The following is a 23,411-nucleotide window of genomic DNA, read 5'->3' on the forward strand; positions in this document are numbered from 1 at the left end:
GCCGCGGCAGCGGTGCCGCCCGTCGGATCGACTCGCCTGCACGGGCCCTCTGCGCCGAGTACCGCCATCGGCCTTGATCCAGATCAAGGGCAAGACTGCGCCGACGCGGTCCAATGCCTCCCGCACCCGGTCGGGATGCGCAAGCGGATGGCGAGCATGCGAACGCAACAGTTGCAACAGGCGCTGGAAGGCCTCAACGGCGCCACCGCCGATATCGAGGCCTCGGCGCTGATCTCCCTGGACGGGCTGATGATCGCCTCGGCGATGCCGCAGGGCATGGACGAGGACCGCGTCGGCGCGATGTCCGCGGCGCTGCTCGCGCTGGGCGAGCGCAGCGCGCGTGAACTGGCGCGCGGCGCGCTGGAGCGGGTGCTGATCCAGGGCGAACTCGGCTACGTGATCATGAGTGCGGCCGGCCGCGAGGCGGTGCTCACCGTGCTGGCCAAGCCCAGCGCCAAGCTCGGCCTGGTGTTCCTGGACATCAAGCGCGCCGCGCAGGCGCTGCAACAGATCCTGTAGGGGCGCCGCCATGCCGCTGCCGCCGATGCAAGCGCCGCACGAGCCGCACCGCAGCGCCGAGCTGCGCTACCACGACGGCAGCCGCCGCACGGTGTACTGGAGCGAACGCGAGGTGGCCTATCCGGACGGGCGCCTGATCGTCTCGCGCACCGACCTGGACGGCATCATCACCCACGCCAACGACGCCTTCGTCGAACTCAGCGGCTGGCCGCGCGAACTGCTGATCGGCGCGCCGCACTGCATCCTGCGCCACCCGGAGATGCCGCGGCGCGCATTCCGCGAACTCTGGGACACCGTGCTGGCCGGCGAGAAGTGGCACGGCTACGTCAAGAACCTGCGCCGCGACGGCGCCTGCTACTGGGTCTACGCCACCGCGTTGCCGAACGTCCGCGACGGCCGCGTGGTCGGCTTCACCTCGGTGCGGCGCAAGCCGTCGCGGCGGCGCATCGACGCGCTGCAGCCGCTGTACGCGCAATGGCTGCAGGACGAACGCGCGGAGCCGCTGGCATGAGCTGCACGTTCCTGGTCGCGCCGGACTTCGCGCCCGAATACTTCGGCGGCTGGTACCTGCTCAGCACGGTGCTGCAGCGCCGCGCCGGCATCGGCCTGCGCCTGCTGATGCCGGCCGATGCCGCCGAACAGCGGCAGTTGCTGGACGACAGCGTCGTCGACCTGGTGTACGCCAGCCCGTTCGACGCCAGCGCGTTGATCCGCGACCGCGGCTACCTGCCGCTGGTCAGGCCGCGCGGGCACGCCGACGAGGTGGTGATCGCGACCGCGGCCGAGGCGCCGGCGCGCTGCGTGGAAGACCTGCCCTACGGCTGCCGCATCGCCCTGACCGCCAACCACGACGTGCGCCTGATCGGCCTGCGCCTGCTGGAACCGGCCGACCTGGAGCCGGAACGCATCGCCTGGCGCCCGGCCAGCAGCTACGCCGCGGTGGCGCGGCTGCTGCTGGAAGGCGAAGCCGATGCCGGCCTGTTCCTGGCCACCGCCTACCACGGTCTGTCGCGCCTGACCCGCGCGCGATTGCGTCCGCTGGTGGAAAGCGCGCTGTGCGACATCGGCCACGTGCTGCTGGCGCATCCGCGCCTGGGCCCGCAACTGCCGGCGCTGCGCGACGCCCTGCTGGCGCTGGGCGATGCCGCGCATCGCGACGACCAGGCGATGCTCGACGCGCTGGGCCTGGAACGCGGCTTCGAGGCGATGGCCACGGAGGACGCCGAATTCATGATCGACCTGATCGACACCTTGCTGGACTGAGGCGCCCATGCCCACGCTTCCCGCTCGCGATCCTGCACGCCTGGTGATGCGCACCCATGCCCGTGCCCTGCTGCGCGACCCGCGCGACGCCGCCGCGCACCTGGCGCGGCTGCACGCCGCGCTGCAGTTGCACGACAACGAACCGACCCAGGGCGTGCTGGCCGACCTGTTCGTGGCCTTGCCGCGGCACGACGTCGCCTTGCGCCAGCTGGCGCTGCAGATGGCCGCGGCGCATCTGGCGCCGCACGTGGCCGAGACCTTCCAGCGCCACAGCCAGGGCCACGCGCTGCTGCCGATCAACGCCCTGGCCACGCGCTGGAGCGTGCTGGCGCGGCCGTCCGCCGACGTGCCGGCGCGGGTGCGCCGGGCCAGCCCGGACCATTCGCGGCGGATGGTGCGCGAGGTGGTGGACGCGCTGTGCGACGGCGCACCGATCGCCGCGGCGCGCTGCGAGCGCGAGTTCCTGGACTACTGCATCAGTTGCCAGGACAAGCTCGCCTTCATGCTCGCCACGCGCGAACTGCGCCGCCATGCGCTGGCCCTGGGCGACCGCTGGGACAGCACCGCGCGCTGGCTGCAGCAGCGCGAGCCGCTGGGTGGCCGCAACGTCGACGCCCTGTCCTTTTCCAGCGCGAGTGCGCCGCGATGATCGCCCCCGACCCGACCAGCTCCGAACCGACCTGGCTGATGCCGACCCCGCACGGCGTGCTGCACGGCTTCGCCAGCGCCACGCCCGACCGCCTGCAGCGCGCGCTGCAACTGCTGCTCGGCGCGCACGGCGCGCTGTCGCTGCAGGAGTGGCGCCAGCGCGTGGGCGGCGACGCACAGCGGCTGCTGCAGGAGGCGCGCGAACAGCAATGGGTGCAGTTGCTGCGGCGCGCAGTGCCGGGCCCGGAAATCCGCCTGGACGATTTCGCCCAGCATGTGATCGCCCCGCTGTCGGCCGAACGCCGCGCGGTGCTGGCCTCCGACAGCGGCTTCTGCCTGGGCCATGCCGGCCTGGACCAGGAACAGGCCGACACGCTGAGCGTGGCCGCGGCCGACTTCTCCGGCTTCGCTCAGCGTCAGAGCGCGCGCGGCTGGCACGGCGCGCACCGCTACGTGGCGTTCTACAGCGAGCCGCAGTTATTGCTGCCGGACTGGTCGTTCGTACCGTTCTGGGTCGACGGCGCCGGCTACTGGCTGGTGCTGGGCGGCGAGGCGCTGCTCAACAACCTGGCGATGGTCGAACTGGTGTGGAGCATCCGCCTGGCGGCGGCACGGTTTGCGCCGCCGGCTTAGCGGCTGGGAATGGGGAATCGGGAGTGGGGAATGGGAAAGCGGGTCCCCTTTGGCCCCGCTTTCCGAGCGCTCGCCGTTTTATGCGTCCAGGTCGATGGTGAGGGCCGCGGCGGCGTCGCGGGCGGTTTGCCGCGCCTCGTCGATGCTTGCGCCACGGGCCAGGGTCACGCCGACACGGCGGTGGCCGTGCACGCTGGGCTTGCCGAACAGACGCAGGGCGGTGTCCGGCGCCTGCAGGGCAGCATCGACATTGCCGAAGCGCGGCACGCCTTCGCCGTGGGCCAGCAGCGCGCACGAGGCCGACGGGCCGTTCTGACGGATCGCCGGAATCGGCAGGCCGAGGATCGCACGCGCATGCAGGGCGAACTCGCTCAGTTCCTGCGACACCAGGGTGACCAGGCCGGTGTCGTGCGGCCGCGGCGACACTTCGCTGAACCAGACCTCGTCGCCCTTGACGAACAGCTCCACGCCGAACAGGCCCCAGCCGCCGAGATCGTCGGTGACCGCGCGGGCGATGTCCTGCGCGCGCTGCAGGGCCAGCGCCGACATCGGCTGCGGCTGCCAGCTCTCGCGGTAGTCGCCGTCCTTCTGCCAGTGCCCGATCGGATCGCAGAACGCGGTGCCGCCGGCGTGGCGTACGGTCAGCAGGGTGATCTCGTACTCGAAGTCGATGAAACCCTCGACGATGCAGCGGCCAGCGCCGGCGCGGCCACCGGTCTGCGCGTACTCCCACGCCGCGTCGATATCGGCGGCGCTGCGCAGCGTGCTCTGGCCCTTGCCGGAGGACGACATCACCGGCTTGACCACGCACGGCAGGCCGACCGCGGCGATCGCCTCGCGGTACTGCTCGGGCGTGTCCACGAAGCGGTAAGGCGAGGTCGGCAGGCCCAGGGTCTCGGCGGCCAGGCGGCGGATGCCTTCGCGATCCATGGTCAGCCGCGCCGCACGCGCCGTCGGGATCACCCGCTGGCCGAGGTCGCGCTCCAGCGCCACCAGGGTCTCGGTGTGGATCGCCTCGATCTCCGGCACGATCAGGTGCGGCTGCTCGCGCGCGATCAGTTCGCGCAGCGCCATCGCATCGAGCATGTCGACCACGTGGCTGCGATGCGCGACCTGCATCGCCGGGGCGTCGGCATAGCGGTCCACCGCGATCACCTCCACGCCGAAGCGCTGCAGCTCGATCGCCACTTCCTTACCGAGTTCGCCGGAGCCGAGCAGCAGCACGCGGGTGGCGGAAGCGGACAGCGGGGTTCCCAGAGTGACCATGGCGGCGGCGCCTGCGCGAAGAGGGGAGCCGTATTCTACCGGGCCAGTGCCCCACCCCGGCACAGGACCGGCCACGGCATCGTCGGTGCGCAGCGAGGTGCTATCTTCCGCAGCGTCACTGGGGATGTCGCCATGCACGCACACAGCGCCGAACACCGCCACGGCACGCCCTGCCGCACCGCCGAGGCGCGCCCATGCACTCGCTGATGCCGGCCGAGGCCTACATCGACGAGGCCTGGTTTGCGCGCGAGCGCGAGCTCCTGATGAAGCCGCTGTGGCAGTTCGTGGCGCCGCGCATGCTGCTGGACAAGCCCAACGCCTTCGTGCGCCGCTCGATCTGCGGGGTGGACGTGGTGGTGCAGCACATCGACGGCGAACTGCGCGCCTTCGACAACCTGTGCCTGCACCGGCAGAACCCGCTGCAACAGCAACCGCAGGGCGTGCGCCCGCTGGTCTGCAGCTACCACGGCTGGCGCTACGGCGCCGACGGCGGCGTGGACAATATCCCGTTCCAGGACGATGCCTACCGCCTGGCCCCAGAGGCGCGCGCCTGCCTGCGGCTGCGCCGCTTCGCGGTGGCCTGCATCGGCAAGCTGGTGTTCGTGAACCTGTCGCCCACGCCGATGCCGCTGGAGGCGCAGTTCTCGCTGGAGGCGCTGGAGATGCTGCGCGCCGCTTCCGAACAGTTCGACGACGAAGTGCTGGTGGCGACCTTCGAGGCCGACTTCAACTGGAAGCTGGCCTACGAGAACCTGCGCGACGCGCTGCACCCGCGCTTCGTGCATGCGCGCACGCTGGCGCAGCAGGTGAAGTTCCAGGTGCAGATGGACGATGCCGGCGTCGCCGAGGCGCGCCGCTACCATGCCGAGGGCAGCGCCTCGCGCGAGGCGCATCTGGCGCGCCTGCGCGATTTCAGCAGCGGCGGGCTCAACGAGCCGTTGGTGGCGATGGCGCACTACCCCTGGCACGCGCACGTCGAACGCTTCGGCAACGACGACTGGTATCTGAACTGGCTGCTGTACCCGAACCTGCACATCGCCTCGGGCTCGGGCGGCTATTCCTTCATCATCGAGCACCACCAGCCGGTATCGGCGCAGCGCACCGACCTGCTGGTGTACTACGTCACCGCGCGCAAGAAGCATCGCTATCCGGGTTCCGACGCGGTGCTGCTCGGGCACCTGCACGGCGCCGAGAAGGTACTGCGCGAGGACATCGAGATCATGGAGCAGGTGCAGTCGGGACTGCGCGCCGGCGCCCCGCGCGCGGTGCTGGGCGACTACGAGCACGCCAACATGCAGATCGAACGCTGGTACATGGACGTCATGGAGAACCGCCATGTCCTCTGACAAGTACGTGGTCGGCAGCGGTGCGCTGCTGCGCTGGGCGCTGGCGGCCTGGGCCGAGGCGGCGCCGGAGTGCGTGCTGCATCCGGTGGACGTGGCCCAGGGCAAGGACTACCGCTTCGACCTGGATGCCCTGCACGCACTGGCCGACACCGGCGCCACCGCCTTCGTCGCCTGGGGCGCGCAGTTCCTCAACTTCCGCCGCCAGGAGCTGATGGGCGAACTGAAGGCGCGCGGCTTCAGGATGCCGCCGCTGATCTGCCGCGGCGCGCAGGTGGCGGCCAGCGCGCGCGTCGGCGAGAACTGCGCGATCGGCGCCGGCGCCCTCGTCGATGCGCACTGCGAAATAGGCTTCAACGCCTGGATCGGCGCGGCGGCGGTACTGGAATCGGCGGTCAAGGTCGGCGCCTCGGCGTGGATCGAGGCCGGCGTGACACTCGGTGCCGAAGCGCAGATCGGCGCCCAGGCCACGCTCGGCCGGCAGGTCGACATCGGCCCCGGTGTGCGCATCGGCAAACGCTGCCAGATCGAGATCCCCGGCCGCTACCGCAGCGACATCGCCACCGGCACCCACCACCTCAGCGGCTTTCGCACGCCGGTGTTGATCCTCGGCGGGTGAGTGGCCGCCTCGGCGGCCGGGAATCGGGAATCGGGATTGGGGAATCATAAAAGCGCTGGGTCTGCTGCCCCCGGCGTGACGGCACGCGGCCGATGGATGCACACCGCCGACGCCCGCCAAGTCGACACCCGGGCTGCCCGCCTCTGCATACCGCGCGACTTCAGCACCTTCCCGGTCCTCAAAAGCGGATGCCGCACGCAGGTGGGTAGCCGGCTCCCCTAGACCCGCCCGCCCCCATGAACCCGCCCCCACGATTCCCCATTCCCGATTCCCCACTCCCCGCCTCTTGCAACCTGATATCAATTTGATATCTTTTCGTCCAACCACCCAAGGACGTCCACCATGAAAGAGCAGCCCCGTTCCTCCCTGCCCGGCATCCCGATGATCGTGGGCCTGGTCCTGGTGTTCGTGGCCGGCGCCGGCGCGATCATCGCCACCGGCGTGCTGCAGCCGTCGGCGATGCCGTGGACCCTGCTGGTCGCGATCCCGGTGCTGACCGTCGCGCTGTTCCTGGTGGTCGGCCTGTACGCGCTGGAACCGAACCAGGCCGCGGTGCTGAGCCTGTTCGGCCGCTACGTGGGCACGGTCAAGGACCCGGGCCTGCGCTGGAACAATCCCTTCTTCAGCAAGCGCAAGGTCAGCCAGCGCGTGCGCAACTTCGAGAGCGGGCGGCTCAAGGTCAACGAGCTGGACGGCAGCCCGATCGAGATCGCCGCGGTGATCGTGTGGCAGGTGATGGATGCCTCCGAGGCGGTCTACAACGTCGACGACTACGAGAGCTTCGTGCACATCCAGTCCGAGGCGGCACTGCGCGCGATGGCCACCAGCTATCCCTACGACCAGCACGAGGACGGGCAGATCTCGCTGCGCAGCCATCCCAACGAGATCAGCGAACAGCTCAAGCGCCACCTCGACGAACGCTTGACCCAGGCCGGCGTGGACGTGATCGAGGCGCGCATCAGCCACCTCGCCTACGCCCCGGAGATCGCCCAGGCGATGCTGCAGCGGCAGCAGGCCAACGCGGTGATCGCCGCGCGCACGCGCATCGTCGCCGGCGCGGTGGGCATGGTCGAGATGGCCCTGGCCGAACTGCAGAAGAACGGCGTGGTCGAACTGGACGAGGAGCGCAAGGCGCACATGGTCAGCAACCTGCTGACCGTGCTGTGCTCGGACCGCGGCACCCAGCCGATCGTCAACGCCGGCTCGCTGTACTGAGGTGCCGATGTCCATGCACGCCGCCATCGCGCCGCTGGCGCTCGCTTTCTCCGGCCTGCCGGCCCTGGTCATCGCCGCCTGGGTCGGCGGCAAGGGCGACGACCGCGCGCGCGGGCTGGGCCTGCGCTGGGCGCTGATCGGCCTGGCGATCCTGCTCGGCGCCGCGGCGCTGTACTGGACCGGCGGCCAGCGCGCCGGCGTCTATGCGGTGGCCATCGCACTGCTGCTGGTGGTGAACGCGCTGATCGTGTCGATGCTGCTGCACCTGCGGCGCAGCGACGCCGCGCGGCAGGAGCGGTCATGAGCGAGAAGAAGGCCTATCCGCTGCGCATCAACGCCGACGTGCTGGCGGCGGCGCAGCGCTGGGCCGACGACGAACTGCGCAGCCTCAACGCGCAGATCGAATACGTGTTGCGCGACGCGCTGCGCAAGGCGGGCCGGCTGCCCAAGCCCGGCGACGACAAGGAACGCACCTCATGAGCAAGCGCTGGGAGTACCTCACCGTCGAGGCCAAGACCACGCTGATGCTGGGCCTGAAACTGGACGAACTGCAGGCCGACCTGAACAAGCACGGCAAGCTCGGCTGGGAACTGGTCAACGTCATCGCACTACCGGGCACCAAGCCGCTGCTGCTGTTCAAGCGGGAGGTCTGACATGCGCCGGCATCGGGTCCTCGCGGCTTTGCTGACGGCGCTGCTGGCACCGCTCACGGCGCTGGCTGCGGCGCCGCAACAGACCGCCAGCGCGCTGCTGGATCGCCTGCAGGCCGGCGACCTGGCCGCGGTCGAGGCCGAGTTCACCCCGGCGATGGCCAAGGCGGTGCCACCCGAAAAGCTGGCCCAGGCCTGGCGCACGCTGTCCACGCAACTGGGCGCGCTGCAGCAGCGCGGCCCGGCCAGCGAACGCGAGCAGCACGGGCTGCGCGTGATCGAACAGCGCCTGCAGTTCGAGCGTGGCGCACTGCTGGCGCATGTGTCGATCGACGCGGACGGCAAGATCGCCGGCCTGCTGTTCACTCCCGCACCACCGCCGGCGCCGGCGCCGCCCGCCGCCGACGCCGGCTTCAGCGAACAGGCGTTTGCGGTCGGTCCGCTGCCGGGCACGCTGGCCCTGCCGGCAGGCAAGGGTCCGTTCCCGGCGGTGGTCCTGGTGCACGGCTCGGGCCCGCAGGACCGCGACGAGACCATCGGCCCGAACCGTCCGTTCCTCGACGTCGCCCGCGGGCTTGCCGCACAGGGCATCGCGGTGCTGCGCTACGACAAGCGCACCTTCGCCTTGCCGGAGAGCTTTGCCGGGCGCATCAACCAGGGGTTCACCATGGACGACGAGACCACCGACGACGCCGTCGCCGCGGTGGCGGCGCTGGCGCGCACGCCCGGCATCGACCCTGCGCGCATCGTGGTCATGGGCCACAGTCAGGGCGGCATGCTCGCCGCCCGCGTCGCGCGCCGCTCCGGCAAGACCGCCGGCATCGTGCTGTGGGCGGCGCCGGCGCGACCGCTGCTGGACCTGTTGATCGAGCAGAACCGCTACCTGCTGAGCCAGGAACATCCACCGTCGCCGCAGCGGCAGGCGGCGCTGGCCGAGCTTGAGCGCCGCGTGGCCAAGGTCCGCGGCAGTGGCGAGGTCGCGCGCAGCGATTCGCCATTGGACGTACCTGCCACCTATTGGCGCGCGTTCGACCAGATCGATCCGGTCGCCGACGTCCGCGCGCTCGGGCCGATGCCGGTGCTGTGGCTGCAGGGCGAGCGCGATTTCCAGGTCACCGCGCCGGACTGGCAGCGGTGGCAACAGGCGCTGGCCGACGATCCGCATGCCACCCTGCACCGCTACGCCGCACTGAACCACCTGGGCATCGCCGGCAGCGGCGCCCCCGGACCGGCCGAGTACGCCACGCCCGGCCACGTCGACCTGGCCCTGATCGCCGATGTCGCCGCCTGGGTGCGCGCCCTGCCCGCCAGCCACGGCGCCACACCATGAGCCGGCTGCGCTCCACGTCGCCCTCCCCGGCACGGCGGTATCCGGTGGCGCCGGCGCATCGGCTGGGCCTGGCCTTGTGGCTGTGGCTGCCGCTGCTGCTCGTCGCCGCCGTGATCGCTGCCTTCGCGCTGCATGCCGCGCGGCCTGGTGCGCTGTGGTGGCATTTCGGGCTGCTGGCGCTGATCGGCGTGGCCGGCACCGCCACCTTCGCGCGGCAGCGCGTGCTGCTGCACGAGGGCCTGGTGGACGTGCGTGCGACGTTCCTGACCAAGCGCGTACCGCTGGCGGCGCTGCGCCTGGGGGACGCGCGCGTGATCGCGCTGTCCGAGCACACCGGCTTCAAGCCGGCCTTGAAGCTGCTCGGTTTCGGCTACCGCGGTTTCCATGCCGGCCACTACCGCACCCGCGACGGGCACAAGGCGTTCTGCCTGATCAGCAGCGATCGCGTCCTGGCCGTTCCGCTGCACGCCGGCGGCTGGCTGCTGCTCAGCGTCGAACACCCCAGGCAGGTGCTGCAGGAATGGCAGACACTCGCGGCACAAGCACACTGCGGCGAAGACACGCGCGGCACGGCGCGCCGCATGGCCTGAGTCCGGCGGGCCTCGCCGCGTCGGTCGCTGCTGCGACCGGCCGCGCAGGGCACGACATGCTGCGCGGTGCGGCAAGGTCTCGCCGCGCGACGCGCCCGATCCGTGGAGCACACCGCGTCGAGCGTTCTGGCGTACGCGAAGCGATATATGCTGGAACACCAGCCACGCGCGTCCTCGTCGCCAGCCGCGCGCGTCGCGACGACGGCGACGACGCCGCCTCCACATGACGCCTCAAGGATCGGTCCGATGGACCACACCGCGCCCCGCGAGACTCCCGCCACCGCACCGGCGCTGCCGCCGACGCTGTCGGCGCGGCTGCACGGCCTGCACTGGCACCGCAATCTGGTCGGCGAAGCAGGCGCCATGGTCTATCGGCTCGGCGGCACCGGCACGCCGGACCTGTACCTCAAGCGCGGCACCGGCGCCTCGCACGACGACGTGGTAGACGAGTTCGCGCGGCTGCACTGGCTGCGCGGAACGGGCTGCGTGCCGCGCGTGCTGCATTTCGAGGCCGACGCCGCCGGCGCCTGGCTGCTGAGCGAAGCGCTGCCGGGCAGGACCGCCTACCAATGGCTGCAGGACGCGCCCGCGCAGGCGCAACGCATCGCGCAGGCGCTGGCCGAGTTCCTGCGCCGCTTCCACGCCACGCCGATCGATACCTGTCCGTTCGACGCCACTCACCCGCTGCGCCTGGCCGCTGCGCAACGCCGGCTGCAGGCGGGCCTGGTCGACACCGAGGACTTCAACGAGGCGCGTGCCGGCTGGTCGGCGGAGGCGGTGTGGCAGGCGATGACCGCGCTGCTGCCGCTGGCCAGCGAGCGCGTGCTGTGCCACGGCGACTACTCGCTGGACAACATCCTGCTCGATGCGCCAGACCACGTGGTCGGCGTGATCGACCTCGGCCGCGCCGGCGTCGCCGACCCGTACCAGGACCTGGCGATCCTGGCCAGTTGCCTGGACGAATTCGACCCGGCGCTCGCCGATCGCTTCTTCGCCGCGTACGGCATCGCCACGCCGGACCTCACGCGGCTGCAGTTCCACCAGTTGCTCGACGAGTTCTTCTGAGCCGCGTCTGCCGCGTCGTGTGCAACGCGGCAGGATCGCCCCACGACTGGCCGCCCGCGCTGCTTGGCCCTACCCTGTGCCGATGCGCACCGTCCCCAGCCTGCTGCTCAACACCGAGACCATCGAACTGCTACCGGCCGCGCGACTGCGCGCGCGCAGCAACGCCGACGCGCGCCAGCTCACGCAGGCGACCTGGCTGCTGCGGCGCAAGCACGACGGGCGCTACCTGGCGACCGCGAACGCACACGGACTGCACGCGCTGGTGCCGCGACTGATGCACGAACCCGGCATCGACGCGGCCCTGGATCGGCTCGACGCGCTGCCCGCACGCGGCACGATGGCGGCTGATGAGACCTGGTTGCCGCTGCACGCGCTGCAGGAGCAACTGGACCAGTTGGGCCTGGCCGCCGACGCCTACGCGCAACGCACCGGCCTGCCGCTGCAGCCGGAACCGGCCACCCTGCACGCGGCCGGCGACGACCGCTACCGACGCCCGCTGTGGCTGAGCGCCGGCGCCGCACGCGCCTGGCACGCACTGCGCCATGCCGCCGCGCGCGATGGCGTGGTGCTGGAGGCGATCTCCGGCTATCGCAGCCACGCGTATCAACTGGGCATCTTCGCGCGCAAGTTCGCCCGCAGGCAGACCCTGGAGCAGATCCTCGCGGTCAATGCCGCGCCGGGCTTCAGCGAGCACCACAGCGGGCACGCCCTGGACATCGGCACACCCGGCGAGCCGCCGGCCGAGGAAAGTTTCGAGCGCACGCCGGCCTTCGCCTGGCTGCACGACCACGCCGGCGCCTTCGGCTACCGCATGAGCTATCCGCGCGACAACCCGCATGGCATCGTCTACGAACCCTGGCACTGGTGCTGGCAGGAGGCCGCTTGCGCATGACCCGTTCCGATACCCGCCGGCCGCGCGCCGGCACCGCCGCCTGGCGGGCGTTGACCCTGCTGGCCCTGGCCCTGCCCACCTGCGCCGCCGCGCAATGGCACGACCGGCAGGGCCAGGCGCTGCCGGACAGCGCCGAGCGCGGCCACGACAAGGCCTTCGCCGCCGCACTGCAGATCGCCGACGACGCCGACTTCAGCGCGTTCGCGCAGGAGTGGGGGCAGACCGAGGCCGCGCATGCGCCGAACCTGCGCACGATCGCGCGCGTGCAGCGCGGCCAGTTGCTGCGCGTGGCGCTGCTGTACGCCGGCTGCGCGCCCAGCCCCAACAACGGCGGCGCCTGCGATGCGCAGATGAGCCTGCGCGTGCTCGGCCCCGACGGCAGCACCACCCTGCAGGACCCGATGCGGCCGCTGGGCATGGGCGGCCCACCGGCCGCCGCCGGCCTGCTGGAACTGGCGCCGCTGTCGGTGCAACTGCGTTTCGAGGACAGCGACCCGCTCGGCACCTACACCGTGCAGGTCACGGTCAACGATCCCAGCCAGGACGCGTGGGTGCGGCTGCAGACGCGGATCGAGTTGGTGGCCGCCCCCTGAGCGACCCACTGCCCCATCGGCTCCAAGGACAGCGTCGTTGATGGACGAGCACATCGATCATAGCCGCCGTGCCGCCTGCGCCACGCTGCTCGGCGCGGGCACCGCCCTGGCGCTGCCGGGATGCGGCCGCAGCGCCCCGGATCCACTGGAGGTCGGCGACATCGCCGCCATCGACCGGACCCGCGTCGCACGTATCGCGCAACCGCGCAGCACCGCGGAGGTGGCCGCCCTGCTGCGCGACAGCAACGGCACGGTGTCGGTTGGGGGCGCGTGCTACAGCATGGGCGGCCAGGTCAGTGCCGCCGATTCGCTGCATCTGGATCTGCGCAGCCTGGTCGGCGTGGTGCGGCTGGATCGGGAAGCGCAGCGGATCCGCGTGCGCAGCGGCATGCGCTGGCGCGATGTGCAGGACCGGATCGATCCGCACGATCTTTCGATTGCAGTGATGCAGAGCTACAGCAACTTCAGCGTCGGTGGCTCGATCTCGGTCAATTGCCACGGCCGCTACCTGCACGCCGGCCCCATCGCGCACACGGTGCAGGCACTGCAACTGGTCGATGCGCAAGGCAACGTGCACGAACTCGATCGCCAGCGTGAACCGGCGCTGTTCGCCGCGGCGATCGGCGGCTACGGCGGGCTCGGCGTGATCACCGAGGCCGAGCTGTCGCTGGCCCACAACGATGTACTCGAACGCCACGTCCAGCAGCTACCACTGGCCGACTACCCGGCCTTCTTCGCCGAACGCATCGCCGGCGATCCGCTGGCGGTCATGCACAACGCCGATCTGATGCCACCACGCTTCGACCGGCCACTGGCGGTGACCTGGCGACGCAGCACCGCGACACCGACCGAGCCCCGCCGGTTGCTGCCCCGCGGGCAGGACTACGCGCGCGAACAGACCCTGATCTGGGCTGCCTCGGAGCTACCGATAGGCCCGTGGCTGCGCGAGCGCTATCAGACCGAACCGCTGCTGCACACGCCAGCGGTCATGCGCCGCAACTGCCAGGCCAGCCTGGATGCGAATGCGCTGGAACCGCGCACCCGGCGGCTATCCACCTTCCTGCTGCAGGAATACTTCGTGCCGGTGCCCGCATTCGCCGCATTCGCGCAGGAAATGGCCGCGATCCTGCGTCGCCACGCGGTCACTGCGCTCAACGTGTCCATCCGCCACTCGCCCGCCGATACGGTGGCGTTGCTGCGCTGGGCGACGCAACCGGTGTTCTCGTTCGTGCTGTACCACAAGCAGCGCAGCGGAATGGCCGCGGACCGCGCCTCGGCGATATGGACGCGGCAGCTGATCGATGCCGCACTGGCACACGGCGGCCGCTACTACCTGCCATACCGCCTGCATGCCAGCACACGCCAGTTCGCCGCGGCCTATCCGGAGGCAGCGGCGTTCGCGCGGATCAAGCGTCAGGTGGACCCAGAGGGACGTTTCCGCAACCATCTGTGGGACAAGTACCTGCCGCGCGCGTAGCCCGGTACGCGCGCCCGACACTGCCAGGGCCGGGACGGCATGCGGCGAATTGCCGGCCTCAGCGCCGCAGCGCGTCCACCGCCCACAGCAGCCAGCCCAGCATCAGCGTGGTGCCACCGATCGGCGCCAGACGCGTCGGCCACTGCGCCAGCGCGTTGCCGGCCAGGCTGCCGGAGAACAGCACGGTGCCGAGCAGCAACAGGCACAGCGCACTCCGGGCGAGCAAGCGCTCGCTGCGGCGTCCCAGCGCCGCCAGCGCCACGCCGTGGCCGAAGGCGTACAGCGCCGCGGTCTGCAGGTGCGATTGCGCCAGGGGCTCGGCCACGCCGTGCGAAGCATAGGCGGACAGGCCGATGGACACGGCCGCCAGCAGCGCGCCGGCACTGCACAGCCAGAACGGCCCGCGCGTACGGCGATCGAACGTCAGCATGAGGGTTTCCTCCGGGAGCGCGGCAGCGTTTGCCGGCCCCATAAACAGAACGCGCCGCAAGATGCGGCGCGTTCCGGTTCACTCGTCCACCAGGGCAGGACTTACTTGATCGCCCAGTAGATGTCGTAGGTGCCTTCCGGCGTGAACGACTTGTCCACTCCGCCCTTCCAGGCTTCGTACGGACGGTCGGTCACGTCGTAGCCGCTGGTCGCGGCCCAGGCACGCAGCGCATTGCGCGCCGCATCCAGGCCCGCCATGTGGCCGGTGTAGCTGGCGAAGGCGGAACGGTGCGCTTCGGTACGCAGGTAGGTCACCGGGGCGCCCTGCGGGATGGTCACCTTCAGCGGCTCGCCGGAGGCGGCAAACGGGGTGGCATCGACCGGCGCGGCGGCCACGTCGTCCTTCTTGTCGTCCTTCTTCTCATCCTTCTTGGCGTCGTCCTTCGGCGCGCCACCGGCACGCTTGCGGACCGGCTGGGCGACGTCGAACGCGTACTTGTCCGAGCCGAAGTCGGTGGTGACGATGCGCACCGGACCGGCCGCTTCCAGGCCGTTGGCGTCCATCACTCGCTTGATCCACTCCTGGTTGTCCTTGATGGACTTCTTGATGGAGTCGTTGTCGCGGTCGATGTTGCCGGCGTTGACCACCAGCAGGTCCTCGGCCGGGACGTCGACGACCTTCAGGTCCTTCAGCGGGGTGTCGTCGGAGCGGTAGTCCACGTTCGGCACGGTGGCCAGCACGTTGCTCAGGCGCGACAGACCCAGCTTGATGTCGTCGCCGACATGGCGGCTGACGTACAGGCCGGCGTAACGACCCAGCAGGTCCCAACCGTACTTGACGGTGTAGTCCTGGGTGATCTTCACGTTGCGGCCGTTCTTGCCGGTCGACTCGAGCTTGAAGGTGGTGGTCTTGTCCTTGCCCTTGGTCTCGTCCTCGATGGCGATGACCACGTCCTTGTTCTTCTCGGTCGAGGTGATGGTCCAGCTACCCTTGCCGATGTAGCCCTCCTTGGAGCTGTAGTCCAGGCGCGCGCCGACACCGGATTCCGGGCCGGAGAGCTTCAGCTCGATGCGCGGGTCGCGCAGCACCAGGGGGTTCCAGTCCTTGAACCGACGCAGGCTGTTGACCGTGTCATAGACGATGGTCATGCGCCGATTGGTCTCGACGCTTTCGGACATGTGACGCTCCGAGGGCAGCACCACGCCGACAATGACGAACAGGCCAGCCACGATCCCCAGGGCGATCAGGAACTCGATAATACGGGTCATTCAGGAGGTCTCCGGGGCCGATCCCACGGCCGGGTTGATGAAGCGAAGCGCCCATCCTAGCAGGCTTCGCTGTCCGTGGTCAGCACATCACGGAATGCCGCTTCGCCCCGCGCCGCAACGGCCTTGCGCGGTGCCGGCAACGCCGGTGCGCGCGGCGCTGGGGACGACCAGACCATTGTCCCGGCGACGGCGGCGGACAGGCCGACGCACTCAGGACCTGCCCGCATCGAATCGAGCAACGGCGGCACTCTCGGACAGCCGGAAGTGTCCGGGCCACGCCAAGCCGAGGCCAGACCACTTGCCTGCGCGCGACAGGCGCGACAACGCCATGCCGGCACGGTTTGCATGGCCTCCGGTGACACGGGACCCGGCCGGCGTGCGCGCGACCCGCCTCCGCCGGCCGTCATCCTGTCTCGTTCAGACCACCTGCGGCGCCGGGCGGGGGCATCCTGCTCGGTCAGACCAGCTGCAGCTCGAACGCCTTCAGCACCGCACGGGTCCGGTCGCGCACGCCGAGCTTGGAGAGAATGTTGGAGACGTGGTTCTTGATCGTGCCCTCGGCCACGCCCAGCGAGTTGGCGATCTCCTTGTTGGAGAAGCCGCTGGCCATCAGCCGCAGGATCTCGGTCTCGCGGTCGGTCAGCGGGTCGGGCCGGTCCAGGCTGACGAAGTCGTTGCGCATATGCTCCAGGCCGGACAGCAGGCGCTGGGTCACCGCCGGCTGCACCAGCGAGCCGCCAGCGGCCACGGTACGGATCGCGCCGACCAGTTGCTCCAGCGACACGTCCTTGAGCAGATAGCCCTTGGCCCCGGCCTTGAGCCCGGCCAGCACCAACTGGTCGTCGTCGAAGGTGGTCAGGATGATGGTCGGCGGCAGCGCGGCGGCGCGCGACAGCGTCTGCAGCGCCTCCAGCCCGGACATCGACGGCATGCGCATGTCCATCAGCACCACGTCGGGCAGCACCTGCGGGATCAGCTCCACCGCCTGGCGGCCATCGCTGGCCTCGGCCACCACCTCGATGCCGCCGTCCAGCGCCAGCAGCGAGCGGATGCCCTGCCGCACCAGGGTTTGATCGTCGACCAGACACACACGGATCATCACAACACTCCTTGGGGAACGGCAGGCGGCAGCAAGGTGGCGGCGCCGGGGACCGCGGCGCGCAGGCGGAAGCCGGCACCCGGCGCGGCCGCCACGTCCAGGCTGCCGCCGTACTGGCTCAGGCGCTCGCGCATGCCGCGCAGGCCGTTGCCGGGGGCCAGGGTCTCGCAACCGCGGCCGTCGTCGCGCGCCTGGATCACCACCTGCGGGCCGTCGCGGCGCACCTCGATCCACAGATTGTCGGCCTGGGCGTGGCGCACCGCGTTGGTGATGATCTCCTGGGTGCAGCGCAGCAACACGTGCGCGCGCTCGGGATCCTCCACGGTCAGCGGCTCCTCCACCTGCAGATGGATCTGCAGCGACGGCACCCGCTCGGCCAGCGGCCGCAGCGCCGCCGCCAGGTCGATCGCGCCGCTGTCGCGCAACTGGCTGACCGCCTCGCGCACGTCGGTCAGCAGCAGCTTGGCCAGGGTATGCGCCTGCTGCACGTGCTCCTGCGCACGGCCCTCGGTGATATGGCCGGCCACTTCCAGGTTCAGGCTGAGCGCGGTCAGGTGGTGGCCGAGCAGGTCGTGCAGTTCGCGCGAGATCCGCGTGCGCTCGTTGACCCGGGCGCTCTCGGCGAGCAGCGCACGGGTGGCGCGCAACTCGGCGTTGAGCTGGCGCTGCTCCTCCCGCGCCTGGGTCTGCTGGCGCGCGACCAGGCTGGTGACGAAGATGAACATGGAAAAGCCGCCGTACAGCAGCGACTGCATCAGCGCCTCGAACGGCGGGAAGCCGATGGTCAGGTACACCGGCAGCACCGCCAGCTGGCTCAGCAGCAGCCAGGCCACGCCGGCGCGCACCGGCAGCAGCCAGGGGATCACCCCGGCCGCGACCATCATCAGGATGCTGCCCAGCCCCGAGCGGTGCAGGTAGCCGACCGCCAGGGCGCAGATGGTCAGCAGCACCAGCATGCCGCGGTCGTACCAACGCACGCCGTCGCCGCTGTGCAGACGCCGGGTCAGCAGGAAATAGACCACGCCGAAGCCCAGGTAGCTGGCCAGCAGCAGCCACACCTCGCCGCTGGGCATCCGCCCCGATTCCTCGACCGGCTCCCAGTACAGGTACAGCAACGGCATGCAGATGACGGCCCAGGTGAACAGGCCGGCATAGCGCAGGACGCGGGTATGGCTGAGATATCCCAACATGCAGCCATCTTAGGATGAACGGCGCGCATTGCACTCCCACGGAAGTCATGCCGGCGCGGCTCGCCGCCCCGGGTCGCGCGTGCGATAATCCGCCCCTGCGGTCCGCACGGGGCCGCGCGCGCATCAGCAATGGAGTCTCAATGTCGATCGTCATCCGCGACGTGCGCGAGCACGAGCTCGATTCGGTCCTGGCCCTGAACAACAACGCCGGACTGGCGATCCTGCCGCTGGATTCGGCCAAGCTGCACCGCTTCTACGAAACCGCAGAGTACTTCCGCGTCGCCGAGCGCGACGGCAACCTGGCCGGCTTCCTGGTCGGCTTCGGCAGCGACAGCGACCACGACAGCAGCAACTTCGCCTGGTTCCGCGAGCGCTACCCGCAGTTTTTCTATATCGACCGCATCGTGGTGGCCAGCCGCCGCCGCGGCGGCGGCGTCGGCCGGGCGTTCTACGCCGACGTGCAGAGCTACGCCGAGTTGCGCTACCCGCAACTGGCGTGCGAGGTTTTCCTGGATCACGGCGCCGATGCGGCGCTGCTGTTCCATGGCAGCTTCGGTTTCCGCGAAGTGGGCCAGAACACGATGAACGAAGTGGAGGTGCGTGCGAGCATGCTGTTGAAGGATCTGTGCAGTTACGCCTGGGTGCGCGAAACCTACGGCGACACCCTGCCCGACCTGCCCTGGGCCGGCCACGCCCATCGTCTGCAGCGGGCGCAGCGCCCGACCGGGACCTGAGCGTGTCGTCGGTGAATCTGGACTTCGAGCAGGCCGGCGAACTGAAGATCGGCCAGGTCGGCATCGCCAACCTGCGCGTGCGCACGCTGGACGTGGCGCGGCTGAGCCAGGAGATGCGCGAGCGCGTGCAGCGCGCGCCCAAGCTGTTCGGCCGTGCCGCGGTGATCATCGATTTCGGCGGGCTGGCACAGACCCCTGACGTGGCCACCGCGCAGGCGCTGCTGGACGGCCTGCGCGACGCCGGCGTGCTGCCGGTGGCGCTGGCCTACGGCACCCGCGAGATCGAGGAGCTGTCGGTGGCGCTGGGGCTGCCGCTGCTGGCCAAGTTCCGCGCACAGTACGAGCGCTTCGATGGCGGCGCGCCCGCTGCGGCGGCGGCACCGGTCTCGCCGCCGCCCCCGCCTCCGCCGCCGCCCGCTCCGGCGGCACGGCCGCAACCCGGGCGCATGCAGAAGAGCGCGGTGCGCTCCGGGCAGCAGCTGTATGCGGAGAACTGCGACCTGACCGTGGTGGCCACCGTCGGCGCCGGCGCCGAGGTGATCTCCGACGGCAGCATCCACATTTACGGCACGCTGCGCGGCCGTGCGCTGGCCGGCGCCCAGGGCAACACCGAGGCGCGGATCTTCTGCCGCGACTTCCACGCCGAACTGGTCGCCATTGCCGGCCACTACAAGGTGCTGGACGATATTCCCAAGGAACTGCGTGGCAAGGCCGTCCAGGTCTGGCTGGAGCAGGACCAGATCATGATCGCCGCGCAAGACTGACGCGGCCCAACCTCGAACGTATCAGGAGATAGTCCTTTGGCTGAAATTATCGTTGTCACCTCCGGCAAGGGCGGCGTCGGCAAGACCACCACCAGCGCGAGCCTGGCCTGCGGGCTGGCGCGACGCGGCAAGAAGGTCGCCGTGATCGACTTCGACGTGGGCCTGCGCAACCTCGACCTGATCATGGGCTGCGAGCGCCGCGTGGTGTACGACTTCGTCAACGTGGTGCACAACGAAGCCACGCTGAAGCAGGCGCTGATCAAGGACAAGCGCTTCGACAACCTGTTCGTGCTGGCCGCCTCGCAGACCCGCGACAAGGACGCGCTGACCCAGGAAGGCGTGGAGAAGGTGCTCAAGGACCTGGCCGCCGACGGCTTCGACTACATCGTCTGCGATTCGCCGGCCGGCATCGAGAAGGGCGCGTTCCTGGCGATGTACTTCGCCGACCGCGCGGTGGTGGTGGTCAATCCGGAAGTGTCCTCGGTGCGCGACTCCGACCGCATCCTCGGCCTGCTCGACTCCAAGACCCACAAGGCCGAGAGCGGCAAGAGCCTGCCCGCGTTCCTGCTGCTGACCCGCTACAGCCCGGCGCGCGTGGAAACCGGCGAGATGCTCAGCATCGGCGACGTGGAGGAAGTGCTCGGCCTGAAGGCGATCGGCGTGATCCCCGAATCCGGCGACGTGCTCAACGCCTCCAACAAGGGCGAGCCGGTGATCCTGGACGCGGAATCCCCGGCCGGCCAGGCCTACGAGGACGCCGTGGCGCGCATCCTCGGCGAGGAACGTCCGATGCGTTTCATCTCCGTGGAGAAGAAGGGCTTCTTCACCAAGTTGTTCGGAGGGTGAGCATGGGACTATTCGATTTCCTCAAGACCAAGAAGAACACCGCCGAGACCGCGAAGAACCGCCTGCAGATCATCATCGCGCAGGAACGCAGCCAGCGCGGCGGCCCGGACTATCTGCCGCTGCTGCAGCGCGAGCTGCTGGAAGTGATCAAGAAGTACGTCAACATCGACGCCGACGCGGTCAAGGTGGACCTGGTCAAGGACGGCGAGCACGACGTGCTCGACATCTCCGTCGCCCTGCCGGAAGGGCCGACGCCCTGAGGCCGCGCGTCGGCCGTGGCAGCCGCCGCGGCTGACGCGTCGATCCGGGCAGGCGCCGCGACGCGCCCGCCTGCCGTGATCGGGCGCGCCCTCCGCGCCTTTTCCATCCCGACGACCTCCACACGATGCAGACCGACGCCGCCCTCCCCGCTGCCGCCGCCCAGGTGCTGACCGTGGGCGCGATCGGCCTGGACGCGCCGCGTGCGCTGCTGGCCGGCTACGGGCTGACCCTGCACCGCGTCGCCGACGGCGCCGCCATTCCCGGCAGCTACTGGGGCGAGCCGGAGGCGGGGGTGATCGCCAGCGACGTCTATGTGCGCGACGACACGCCGGTGCATTCGCTGCTGCACGAAGCCTGCCACCTGATCGTGCTGCCGCCGCAGCGGCGCGCGCAGGTGCATACCGACGCCACCGACTCGGTGGAAGAAGAAGACGCCACCTGCTACCTGCAGATCGTGCTGGCCGACGCCCTGCCCGGCGTGGGCCGCGCGCGGCTGATGGCGGACATGGACGCCTGGGGCTACACCTACCGGCTGGGCTCCACCCGCGCCTGGTTCGAGCAGGACGCCGACGACGCGCGCGCCTGGCTGGCGCAACGCGGGCTGCTGCCGGCGCAAGCCTAGCCCCGTCGTCCTTACGACGTGGGCGACGGCGGCGACGCGCCGGGGCGCTTCAGCGCGCTGCTCAGGTCCAGTGTCGCACGGGTGCCGCTGCCGGCCAGCGAATCCAGGTGCAGTGCCCAGCCCAGGTGTTCGCACAGCCGCGCGATCAGGTCCAGGCCGATGCCGCTGCCCTCGCGGCTGCCGCCGCCGCGCGCCATGCGCATGTAGATCGCGCTGATCTCTTCCGGGCTCATGCCGTGGCCGGGATCGTCGATGCAGACCACGCCTGGCGCCAACATCGTGATCTGGATCTGCCCCTTGTCGCTGTTCTCGATGGCGTTGCGCAACAGGTTGCCGATGGCGACCTGCAGGATCGCCAGCGGCGTCTCCACCTCGCACGGCGGCATCGGCGCCAGGGCCAGTTCCAGGCGCTTGTCCGCGCACAGGTGGCGGTGGTCCTCGACGATCTCCGGCAACAACTGGTCCAGCCGCACCAGGTCGCTGCCACGCGCCATCCGCGCCGGATCCTTGGCCAGCACCAGCAGCAGCGAGATGAGTTGGCCGACGCCGCTGGCGGTACGGCGGATGCGCAGCAACTGGTTGCGCACGCTGGGCGGTACGTCGTGCTGCTCCAGCGCCAGCTCGGCGGCGCCGCCGATCACCGCCACCGGCGTGCGCAGTTCGTGGCTGGTGCTGTCGATGAAGGCGCGCTCGCGCTCCACGAACAGGTCGTTGCGCGCCAGGTAGTCGTTCAGCGCTTCGGCAATCACCACCTGCTCGGCGCTGGCGCGCGGATGCACCTCGATGCGCTGCCCGGGCCGGTCCGGGCGCAGGCTGCCGATGCGCTGGGCCATGTCGATCAGCGGCTGCACCACCCGGCCCATGCCCCAGGCCACCAGCGCGCCGAGCAGCAGCACCGCCACCGCGTTGGACACCAGCATCCACAGCGCCAGGTTGTCCTCGTGGTCGTGCAGTTCGGTGATGTCCAGCGCCAGCGCCAGGCGGCGGCCGCGCACGTCCTGCACCAGCACCACCTTCTCGCTGCCTTCCAGTTGCACTTCGTCGTGCAGGCCCGGACCCAGCGCCGTCACTGCCGGCGGCAGCGGTGCGCCACCCTCGTCGCCGTACAGGCTCACGGTGCGGGTGTCGATCCAGCGATAGTCCGGGTCGGCCGCGCTGCGCGCCAGGAAGTGGTCCAGCTCGGAGGTCAGCAACGAACGCCAGGTGAGCTGCTCGGCCTGGTCGTTGACGATGTAGCCATGCACGAACACCGCCAGCGACAGCAGCGCCGCGTAGCCCACCAGCCACAGGGTCAGCCGCTGCCGCAGCCCGGCCCTAGTCGGCATGCTCGCCCTCGTGGGGGCCGACCACCGCCAGGCGGTAGCCGATGCGCGGCAGGGTGTGGATCAGCTTGGCCGCGAACGGGCCATCGACGCTGCGGCGCAGGTCGTAGATGTGCGAACGCAGCATGTCCCCGTCCGGCGGCTCGTCGCCCCACAGCGCCTGCTCCAGGCGATCGCGGGTGACCGCGGCCGGGCTGGCCTGCATCAGCACCTCCAGCAGCTTGCGACAGGCCGGGTACAGATGCAGGGTGCGCCCGCCACGGGTCACTTCCAGCGTGGACAGGTCCAGCTGCAGGTCGCCCACGCGCAGCAGCTTGCTGCGGCCGCGGCCGCTGGCGCGCACCAGCAGCGCCTCCAGCCGCACTTCCAGTTCCGGCAGCGCGAACGGCTTGGTCAGATAGTCGTCGGCGCCGGCGCGGAAGCCGGCGATCTTGTCCGGCAGCTCGTCGCGCGCGGTCAGCATGATCACCGGCACGTCGGCATGGTGCTCCTCGCGCAGCGCACGCAGCACCTGCTGCCCGTCCAGGCGCGGCAGCATCCAGTCCAGGATCAGCGCGTCGTAGCGCTGGGTGGTGGCCAGGTGCAGGCCGGTCACGCCATCGGGCGCCGCGTCCAGCGTGTGGCCGCGCACCTCGAAGTAGTCGAACAGATTGGCGACCAGGTTCCGGTTGTCTTCTATGACCAGCAGCCGCATGGGCGCGCTCGAATTCGGGGGACGGACCTGCCCATGCTAGCGGAAGCGTGTCGGAACGAAGTCAGAACGGCCGCGCGC

29 protein-coding genes are annotated in these 23,411 nt (G+C 70.4%); 22 read left to right on the forward strand and 7 right to left on the reverse strand.

The annotated features are described in order from the left end of the window. Positions 1-135 precede the first annotated feature (135 nt). From SLW56_RS02630 to SLW56_RS02650, 5 genes are read left to right on the forward strand one after another with little or no spacing between them, the layout of a single operon-like run. Entirely contained in the window at positions 136-519 is a 384-nt protein-coding gene (locus SLW56_RS02630) for a roadblock/LC7 domain-containing protein (protein ID WP_017909884.1), read from the forward strand. Between the two features lie 10 nt (positions 520-529). Further along, positions 530-1,030: a PAS domain-containing protein gene (locus SLW56_RS02635; protein ID WP_017916351.1), complete on the forward strand. Its 501-nt coding sequence runs from the start codon at positions 530-532 to the stop codon at positions 1,028-1,030. Continuing rightward, positions 1,027-1,782 carry a PhnD/SsuA/transferrin family substrate-binding protein gene (locus tag SLW56_RS02640; RefSeq protein ID WP_320694314.1) on the forward strand — a complete coding sequence of 252 codons (756 nt, stop codon included), beginning with the start codon at positions 1,027-1,029 and terminating at the stop codon, positions 1,780-1,782. Before SLW56_RS02635 ends, SLW56_RS02640 begins: the two co-directional genes overlap by 4 nt. A 7-nt stretch (positions 1,783-1,789) precedes the next feature. Then, entirely contained in the window at positions 1,790-2,431 is a 642-nt protein-coding gene (locus SLW56_RS02645) for a hypothetical protein (RefSeq protein WP_223875685.1), read from the forward strand. Continuing rightward, a complete protein-coding gene (locus SLW56_RS02650; protein ID WP_267093677.1) occupies positions 2,428-3,063 on the forward strand; it encodes a hypothetical protein in 636 nt (211 codons plus the stop codon). Before SLW56_RS02645 ends, SLW56_RS02650 begins: the two co-directional genes overlap by 4 nt. Positions 3,064-3,141: 78 nt before the next feature. Here SLW56_RS02650 and purT read toward each other — a convergent pair whose 3' ends face one another. Continuing rightward, positions 3,142-4,329, reverse strand: a complete 1,188-nt coding sequence (gene purT / locus SLW56_RS02655; RefSeq protein WP_017916348.1) for a formate-dependent phosphoribosylglycinamide formyltransferase — start codon at positions 4,327-4,329, stop codon at positions 3,142-3,144. A gap of 194 nt (positions 4,330-4,523) precedes the next feature. Here purT and SLW56_RS02660 point away from each other — a divergent pair, with 194 nt between their 5' ends. The 12 genes from SLW56_RS02660 (at position 4,524) to SLW56_RS02715 (ending at position 14,103) form a co-directional block, all read left to right on the forward strand. Beyond that, the gene (locus SLW56_RS02660) at positions 4,524-5,675 is read left to right on the forward strand and encodes an aromatic ring-hydroxylating dioxygenase subunit alpha (protein ID WP_267093676.1); all 1,152 of its coding nucleotides are present in this window, start codon (positions 4,524-4,526) and stop codon (positions 5,673-5,675) included. Then, a complete protein-coding gene (locus SLW56_RS02665; RefSeq protein WP_295941976.1) occupies positions 5,665-6,291 on the forward strand; it encodes a DapH/DapD/GlmU-related protein in 627 nt (208 codons plus the stop codon). Before SLW56_RS02660 ends, SLW56_RS02665 begins: the two co-directional genes overlap by 11 nt. 342 nt (positions 6,292-6,633) lie before the next feature. Further along, positions 6,634-7,506: an SPFH domain-containing protein gene (locus SLW56_RS02670; protein ID WP_026143690.1), complete on the forward strand. Its 873-nt coding sequence runs from the start codon at positions 6,634-6,636 to the stop codon at positions 7,504-7,506. Between the two features lie 13 nt (positions 7,507-7,519). Then, positions 7,520-7,810 carry a hypothetical protein gene (locus tag SLW56_RS02675; RefSeq protein WP_267094141.1) on the forward strand — a complete coding sequence of 97 codons (291 nt, stop codon included), beginning with the start codon at positions 7,520-7,522 and terminating at the stop codon, positions 7,808-7,810. Beyond that, positions 7,807-7,986 (forward strand): Arc family DNA binding domain-containing protein, encoded by a 180-nt coding sequence (locus SLW56_RS02680; RefSeq protein ID WP_148828821.1) that lies wholly within the window; start codon positions 7,807-7,809, stop codon positions 7,984-7,986. The genes SLW56_RS02675 and SLW56_RS02680 overlap by 4 nt, the downstream gene beginning before the upstream one ends. Then, complete coding sequence (locus SLW56_RS02685) at positions 7,983-8,159, forward strand: DUF4177 domain-containing protein (RefSeq protein WP_267093673.1); 177 nt, start codon at positions 7,983-7,985, stop codon at positions 8,157-8,159. The genes SLW56_RS02680 and SLW56_RS02685 overlap by 4 nt, the downstream gene beginning before the upstream one ends. Before the next feature lies 1 nt (position 8,160). Then, complete coding sequence (locus SLW56_RS02690) at positions 8,161-9,486, forward strand: alpha/beta fold hydrolase (RefSeq protein ID WP_267093672.1); 1,326 nt, start codon at positions 8,161-8,163, stop codon at positions 9,484-9,486. Next, complete coding sequence (locus tag SLW56_RS02695) at positions 9,483-10,076, forward strand: hypothetical protein (RefSeq protein ID WP_320694315.1); 594 nt, start codon at positions 9,483-9,485, stop codon at positions 10,074-10,076. Before SLW56_RS02690 ends, SLW56_RS02695 begins: the two co-directional genes overlap by 4 nt. Before the next feature lie 246 nt (positions 10,077-10,322). Further along, a complete protein-coding gene (locus SLW56_RS02700) occupies positions 10,323-11,141 on the forward strand; it encodes an APH(3') family aminoglycoside O-phosphotransferase (RefSeq protein WP_152240195.1) in 819 nt (272 codons plus the stop codon). Between the two features lie 82 nt (positions 11,142-11,223). Next, complete coding sequence (locus SLW56_RS02705) at positions 11,224-12,033, forward strand: D-alanyl-D-alanine carboxypeptidase family protein (protein WP_267093670.1); 810 nt, start codon at positions 11,224-11,226, stop codon at positions 12,031-12,033. Next, positions 12,030-12,626, forward strand: coding sequence for a hypothetical protein (locus SLW56_RS02710; protein ID WP_267093669.1), 597 nt, complete (start codon positions 12,030-12,032; stop codon positions 12,624-12,626). Before SLW56_RS02705 ends, SLW56_RS02710 begins: the two co-directional genes overlap by 4 nt. A gap of 40 nt (positions 12,627-12,666) precedes the next feature. Further along, a complete protein-coding gene (locus SLW56_RS02715; protein ID WP_320694316.1) occupies positions 12,667-14,103 on the forward strand; it encodes an FAD-binding oxidoreductase in 1,437 nt (478 codons plus the stop codon). A 58-nt stretch (positions 14,104-14,161) separates the two neighbouring features. Here the strand turns inward: SLW56_RS02715 and SLW56_RS02720 are convergent, their stop codons facing one another. The 4 genes from SLW56_RS02720 to SLW56_RS02735 all read right to left on the reverse strand — a co-directional run bounded on the left by SLW56_RS02720 (position 14,162) and on the right by SLW56_RS02735 (position 18,090). Next, the gene (locus SLW56_RS02720; protein ID WP_267093667.1) at positions 14,162-14,533 is read right to left on the reverse strand and encodes a DUF423 domain-containing protein; all 372 of its coding nucleotides are present in this window, start codon (positions 14,531-14,533) and stop codon (positions 14,162-14,164) included. Between the two features lie 101 nt (positions 14,534-14,634). Next, positions 14,635-15,801: a polyketide cyclase gene (locus SLW56_RS02725; protein WP_320694317.1), complete on the reverse strand. Its 1,167-nt coding sequence runs from the start codon at positions 15,799-15,801 to the stop codon at positions 14,635-14,637. 457 nt (positions 15,802-16,258) lie between these two features. Then, on the reverse strand, positions 16,259-16,900 hold the full coding sequence (locus SLW56_RS02730; RefSeq protein WP_017907693.1) for a response regulator transcription factor: 642 nt from the start codon (positions 16,898-16,900) through the stop codon (positions 16,259-16,261). Further along, on the reverse strand, positions 16,900-18,090 hold the full coding sequence (locus SLW56_RS02735; RefSeq protein WP_152240199.1) for a sensor histidine kinase: 1,191 nt from the start codon (positions 18,088-18,090) through the stop codon (positions 16,900-16,902). The genes SLW56_RS02730 and SLW56_RS02735 overlap by 1 nt, the downstream gene beginning before the upstream one ends. 140 nt (positions 18,091-18,230) lie before the next feature. Between SLW56_RS02735 and SLW56_RS02740 the strand changes: the two genes are divergently transcribed. The 5 genes from SLW56_RS02740 (at position 18,231) to SLW56_RS02760 (ending at position 21,317) form a co-directional block, all read left to right on the forward strand. Then, entirely contained in the window at positions 18,231-18,824 is a 594-nt protein-coding gene (locus tag SLW56_RS02740) for a GNAT family N-acetyltransferase (RefSeq protein WP_010341204.1), read from the forward strand. A gap of 2 nt (positions 18,825-18,826) precedes the next feature. Next, positions 18,827-19,588 (forward strand): septum site-determining protein MinC, encoded by a 762-nt coding sequence (gene minC / locus SLW56_RS02745; RefSeq protein ID WP_148828815.1) that lies wholly within the window; start codon positions 18,827-18,829, stop codon positions 19,586-19,588. A gap of 36 nt (positions 19,589-19,624) precedes the next feature. Next, on the forward strand, positions 19,625-20,434 hold the full coding sequence (gene minD, locus SLW56_RS02750; RefSeq protein ID WP_010340244.1) for a septum site-determining protein MinD: 810 nt from the start codon (positions 19,625-19,627) through the stop codon (positions 20,432-20,434). Between the two features lie 2 nt (positions 20,435-20,436). Next, positions 20,437-20,694: a cell division topological specificity factor MinE gene (minE, locus tag SLW56_RS02755; protein WP_017910131.1), complete on the forward strand. Its 258-nt coding sequence runs from the start codon at positions 20,437-20,439 to the stop codon at positions 20,692-20,694. Positions 20,695-20,819: 125 nt separating this feature from the next. Then, positions 20,820-21,317 carry a hypothetical protein gene (locus SLW56_RS02760; protein ID WP_152243701.1) on the forward strand — a complete coding sequence of 166 codons (498 nt, stop codon included), beginning with the start codon at positions 20,820-20,822 and terminating at the stop codon, positions 21,315-21,317. 11 nt (positions 21,318-21,328) lie between these two features. Here the strand turns inward: SLW56_RS02760 and SLW56_RS02765 are convergent, their stop codons facing one another. Both SLW56_RS02765 and SLW56_RS02770 read right to left on the reverse strand, forming a co-directional pair. Further along, complete coding sequence (locus SLW56_RS02765; protein ID WP_267093666.1) at positions 21,329-22,642, reverse strand: HAMP domain-containing sensor histidine kinase; 1,314 nt, start codon at positions 22,640-22,642, stop codon at positions 21,329-21,331. Beyond that, positions 22,632-23,333 (reverse strand): response regulator transcription factor, encoded by a 702-nt coding sequence (locus tag SLW56_RS02770; RefSeq protein ID WP_010340248.1) that lies wholly within the window; start codon positions 23,331-23,333, stop codon positions 22,632-22,634. The genes SLW56_RS02765 and SLW56_RS02770 overlap by 11 nt, the downstream gene beginning before the upstream one ends. Positions 23,334-23,411: the final 78 nt, after the last annotated feature.

This window comes from Xanthomonas sp. LF07-6, from assembly GCF_034105445.1.
In the GTDB taxonomy this organism is placed as follows: Bacteria; Pseudomonadota; Gammaproteobacteria; order Xanthomonadales; family Xanthomonadaceae; genus Xanthomonas_A; species Xanthomonas_A sontii.

What these genes read in the sequence shown, in the direction of transcription:
- SLW56_RS02630 (WP_017909884.1), top strand. Translation starts at nt 136, where the DNA reads ATGCGCAAGCGGATGGCGAGCATGCGAACGCAACAGTTGCAACAGGCG.
- SLW56_RS02635 (WP_017916351.1), top strand. Translation starts at nt 530, where the DNA reads ATGCCGCTGCCGCCGATGCAAGCGCCGCACGAGCCGCACCGCAGCGCC.
- SLW56_RS02640 (WP_320694314.1), top strand. Translation starts at nt 1,027, where the DNA reads ATGAGCTGCACGTTCCTGGTCGCGCCGGACTTCGCGCCCGAATACTTC.
- SLW56_RS02645 (WP_223875685.1), top strand. Translation starts at nt 1,790, where the DNA reads ATGCCCACGCTTCCCGCTCGCGATCCTGCACGCCTGGTGATGCGCACC.
- SLW56_RS02650 (WP_267093677.1), top strand. Translation starts at nt 2,428, where the DNA reads ATGATCGCCCCCGACCCGACCAGCTCCGAACCGACCTGGCTGATGCCG.
- purT (WP_017916348.1), bottom strand. Translation starts at nt 4,329, where the DNA reads ATGGTCACTCTGGGAACCCCGCTGTCCGCTTCCGCCACCCGCGTGCTG.
- SLW56_RS02660 (WP_267093676.1), top strand. Translation starts at nt 4,524, where the DNA reads ATGCACTCGCTGATGCCGGCCGAGGCCTACATCGACGAGGCCTGGTTT.
- SLW56_RS02665 (WP_295941976.1), top strand. Translation starts at nt 5,665, where the DNA reads ATGTCCTCTGACAAGTACGTGGTCGGCAGCGGTGCGCTGCTGCGCTGG.
- SLW56_RS02670 (WP_026143690.1), top strand. Translation starts at nt 6,634, where the DNA reads ATGAAAGAGCAGCCCCGTTCCTCCCTGCCCGGCATCCCGATGATCGTG.
- SLW56_RS02675 (WP_267094141.1), top strand. Translation starts at nt 7,520, where the DNA reads ATGCACGCCGCCATCGCGCCGCTGGCGCTCGCTTTCTCCGGCCTGCCG.
- SLW56_RS02680 (WP_148828821.1), top strand. Translation starts at nt 7,807, where the DNA reads ATGAGCGAGAAGAAGGCCTATCCGCTGCGCATCAACGCCGACGTGCTG.
- SLW56_RS02685 (WP_267093673.1), top strand. Translation starts at nt 7,983, where the DNA reads ATGAGCAAGCGCTGGGAGTACCTCACCGTCGAGGCCAAGACCACGCTG.
- SLW56_RS02690 (WP_267093672.1), top strand. Translation starts at nt 8,161, where the DNA reads ATGCGCCGGCATCGGGTCCTCGCGGCTTTGCTGACGGCGCTGCTGGCA.
- SLW56_RS02695 (WP_320694315.1), top strand. Translation starts at nt 9,483, where the DNA reads ATGAGCCGGCTGCGCTCCACGTCGCCCTCCCCGGCACGGCGGTATCCG.
- SLW56_RS02700 (WP_152240195.1), top strand. Translation starts at nt 10,323, where the DNA reads ATGGACCACACCGCGCCCCGCGAGACTCCCGCCACCGCACCGGCGCTG.
- SLW56_RS02705 (WP_267093670.1), top strand. Translation starts at nt 11,224, where the DNA reads ATGCGCACCGTCCCCAGCCTGCTGCTCAACACCGAGACCATCGAACTG.
- SLW56_RS02710 (WP_267093669.1), top strand. Translation starts at nt 12,030, where the DNA reads ATGACCCGTTCCGATACCCGCCGGCCGCGCGCCGGCACCGCCGCCTGG.
- SLW56_RS02715 (WP_320694316.1), top strand. Translation starts at nt 12,667, where the DNA reads ATGGACGAGCACATCGATCATAGCCGCCGTGCCGCCTGCGCCACGCTG.
- SLW56_RS02720 (WP_267093667.1), bottom strand. Translation starts at nt 14,533, where the DNA reads ATGCTGACGTTCGATCGCCGTACGCGCGGGCCGTTCTGGCTGTGCAGT.
- SLW56_RS02725 (WP_320694317.1), bottom strand. Translation starts at nt 15,801, where the DNA reads ATGACCCGTATTATCGAGTTCCTGATCGCCCTGGGGATCGTGGCTGGC.
- SLW56_RS02730 (WP_017907693.1), bottom strand. Translation starts at nt 16,900, where the DNA reads ATGATCCGTGTGTGTCTGGTCGACGATCAAACCCTGGTGCGGCAGGGC.
- SLW56_RS02735 (WP_152240199.1), bottom strand. Translation starts at nt 18,090, where the DNA reads ATGTTGGGATATCTCAGCCATACCCGCGTCCTGCGCTATGCCGGCCTG.
- SLW56_RS02740 (WP_010341204.1), top strand. Translation starts at nt 18,231, where the DNA reads ATGTCGATCGTCATCCGCGACGTGCGCGAGCACGAGCTCGATTCGGTC.
- minE (WP_017910131.1), top strand. Translation starts at nt 20,437, where the DNA reads ATGGGACTATTCGATTTCCTCAAGACCAAGAAGAACACCGCCGAGACC.
- SLW56_RS02760 (WP_152243701.1), top strand. Translation starts at nt 20,820, where the DNA reads ATGCAGACCGACGCCGCCCTCCCCGCTGCCGCCGCCCAGGTGCTGACC.
- SLW56_RS02765 (WP_267093666.1), bottom strand. Translation starts at nt 22,642, where the DNA reads ATGCCGACTAGGGCCGGGCTGCGGCAGCGGCTGACCCTGTGGCTGGTG.
- SLW56_RS02770 (WP_010340248.1), bottom strand. Translation starts at nt 23,333, where the DNA reads ATGCGGCTGCTGGTCATAGAAGACAACCGGAACCTGGTCGCCAATCTG.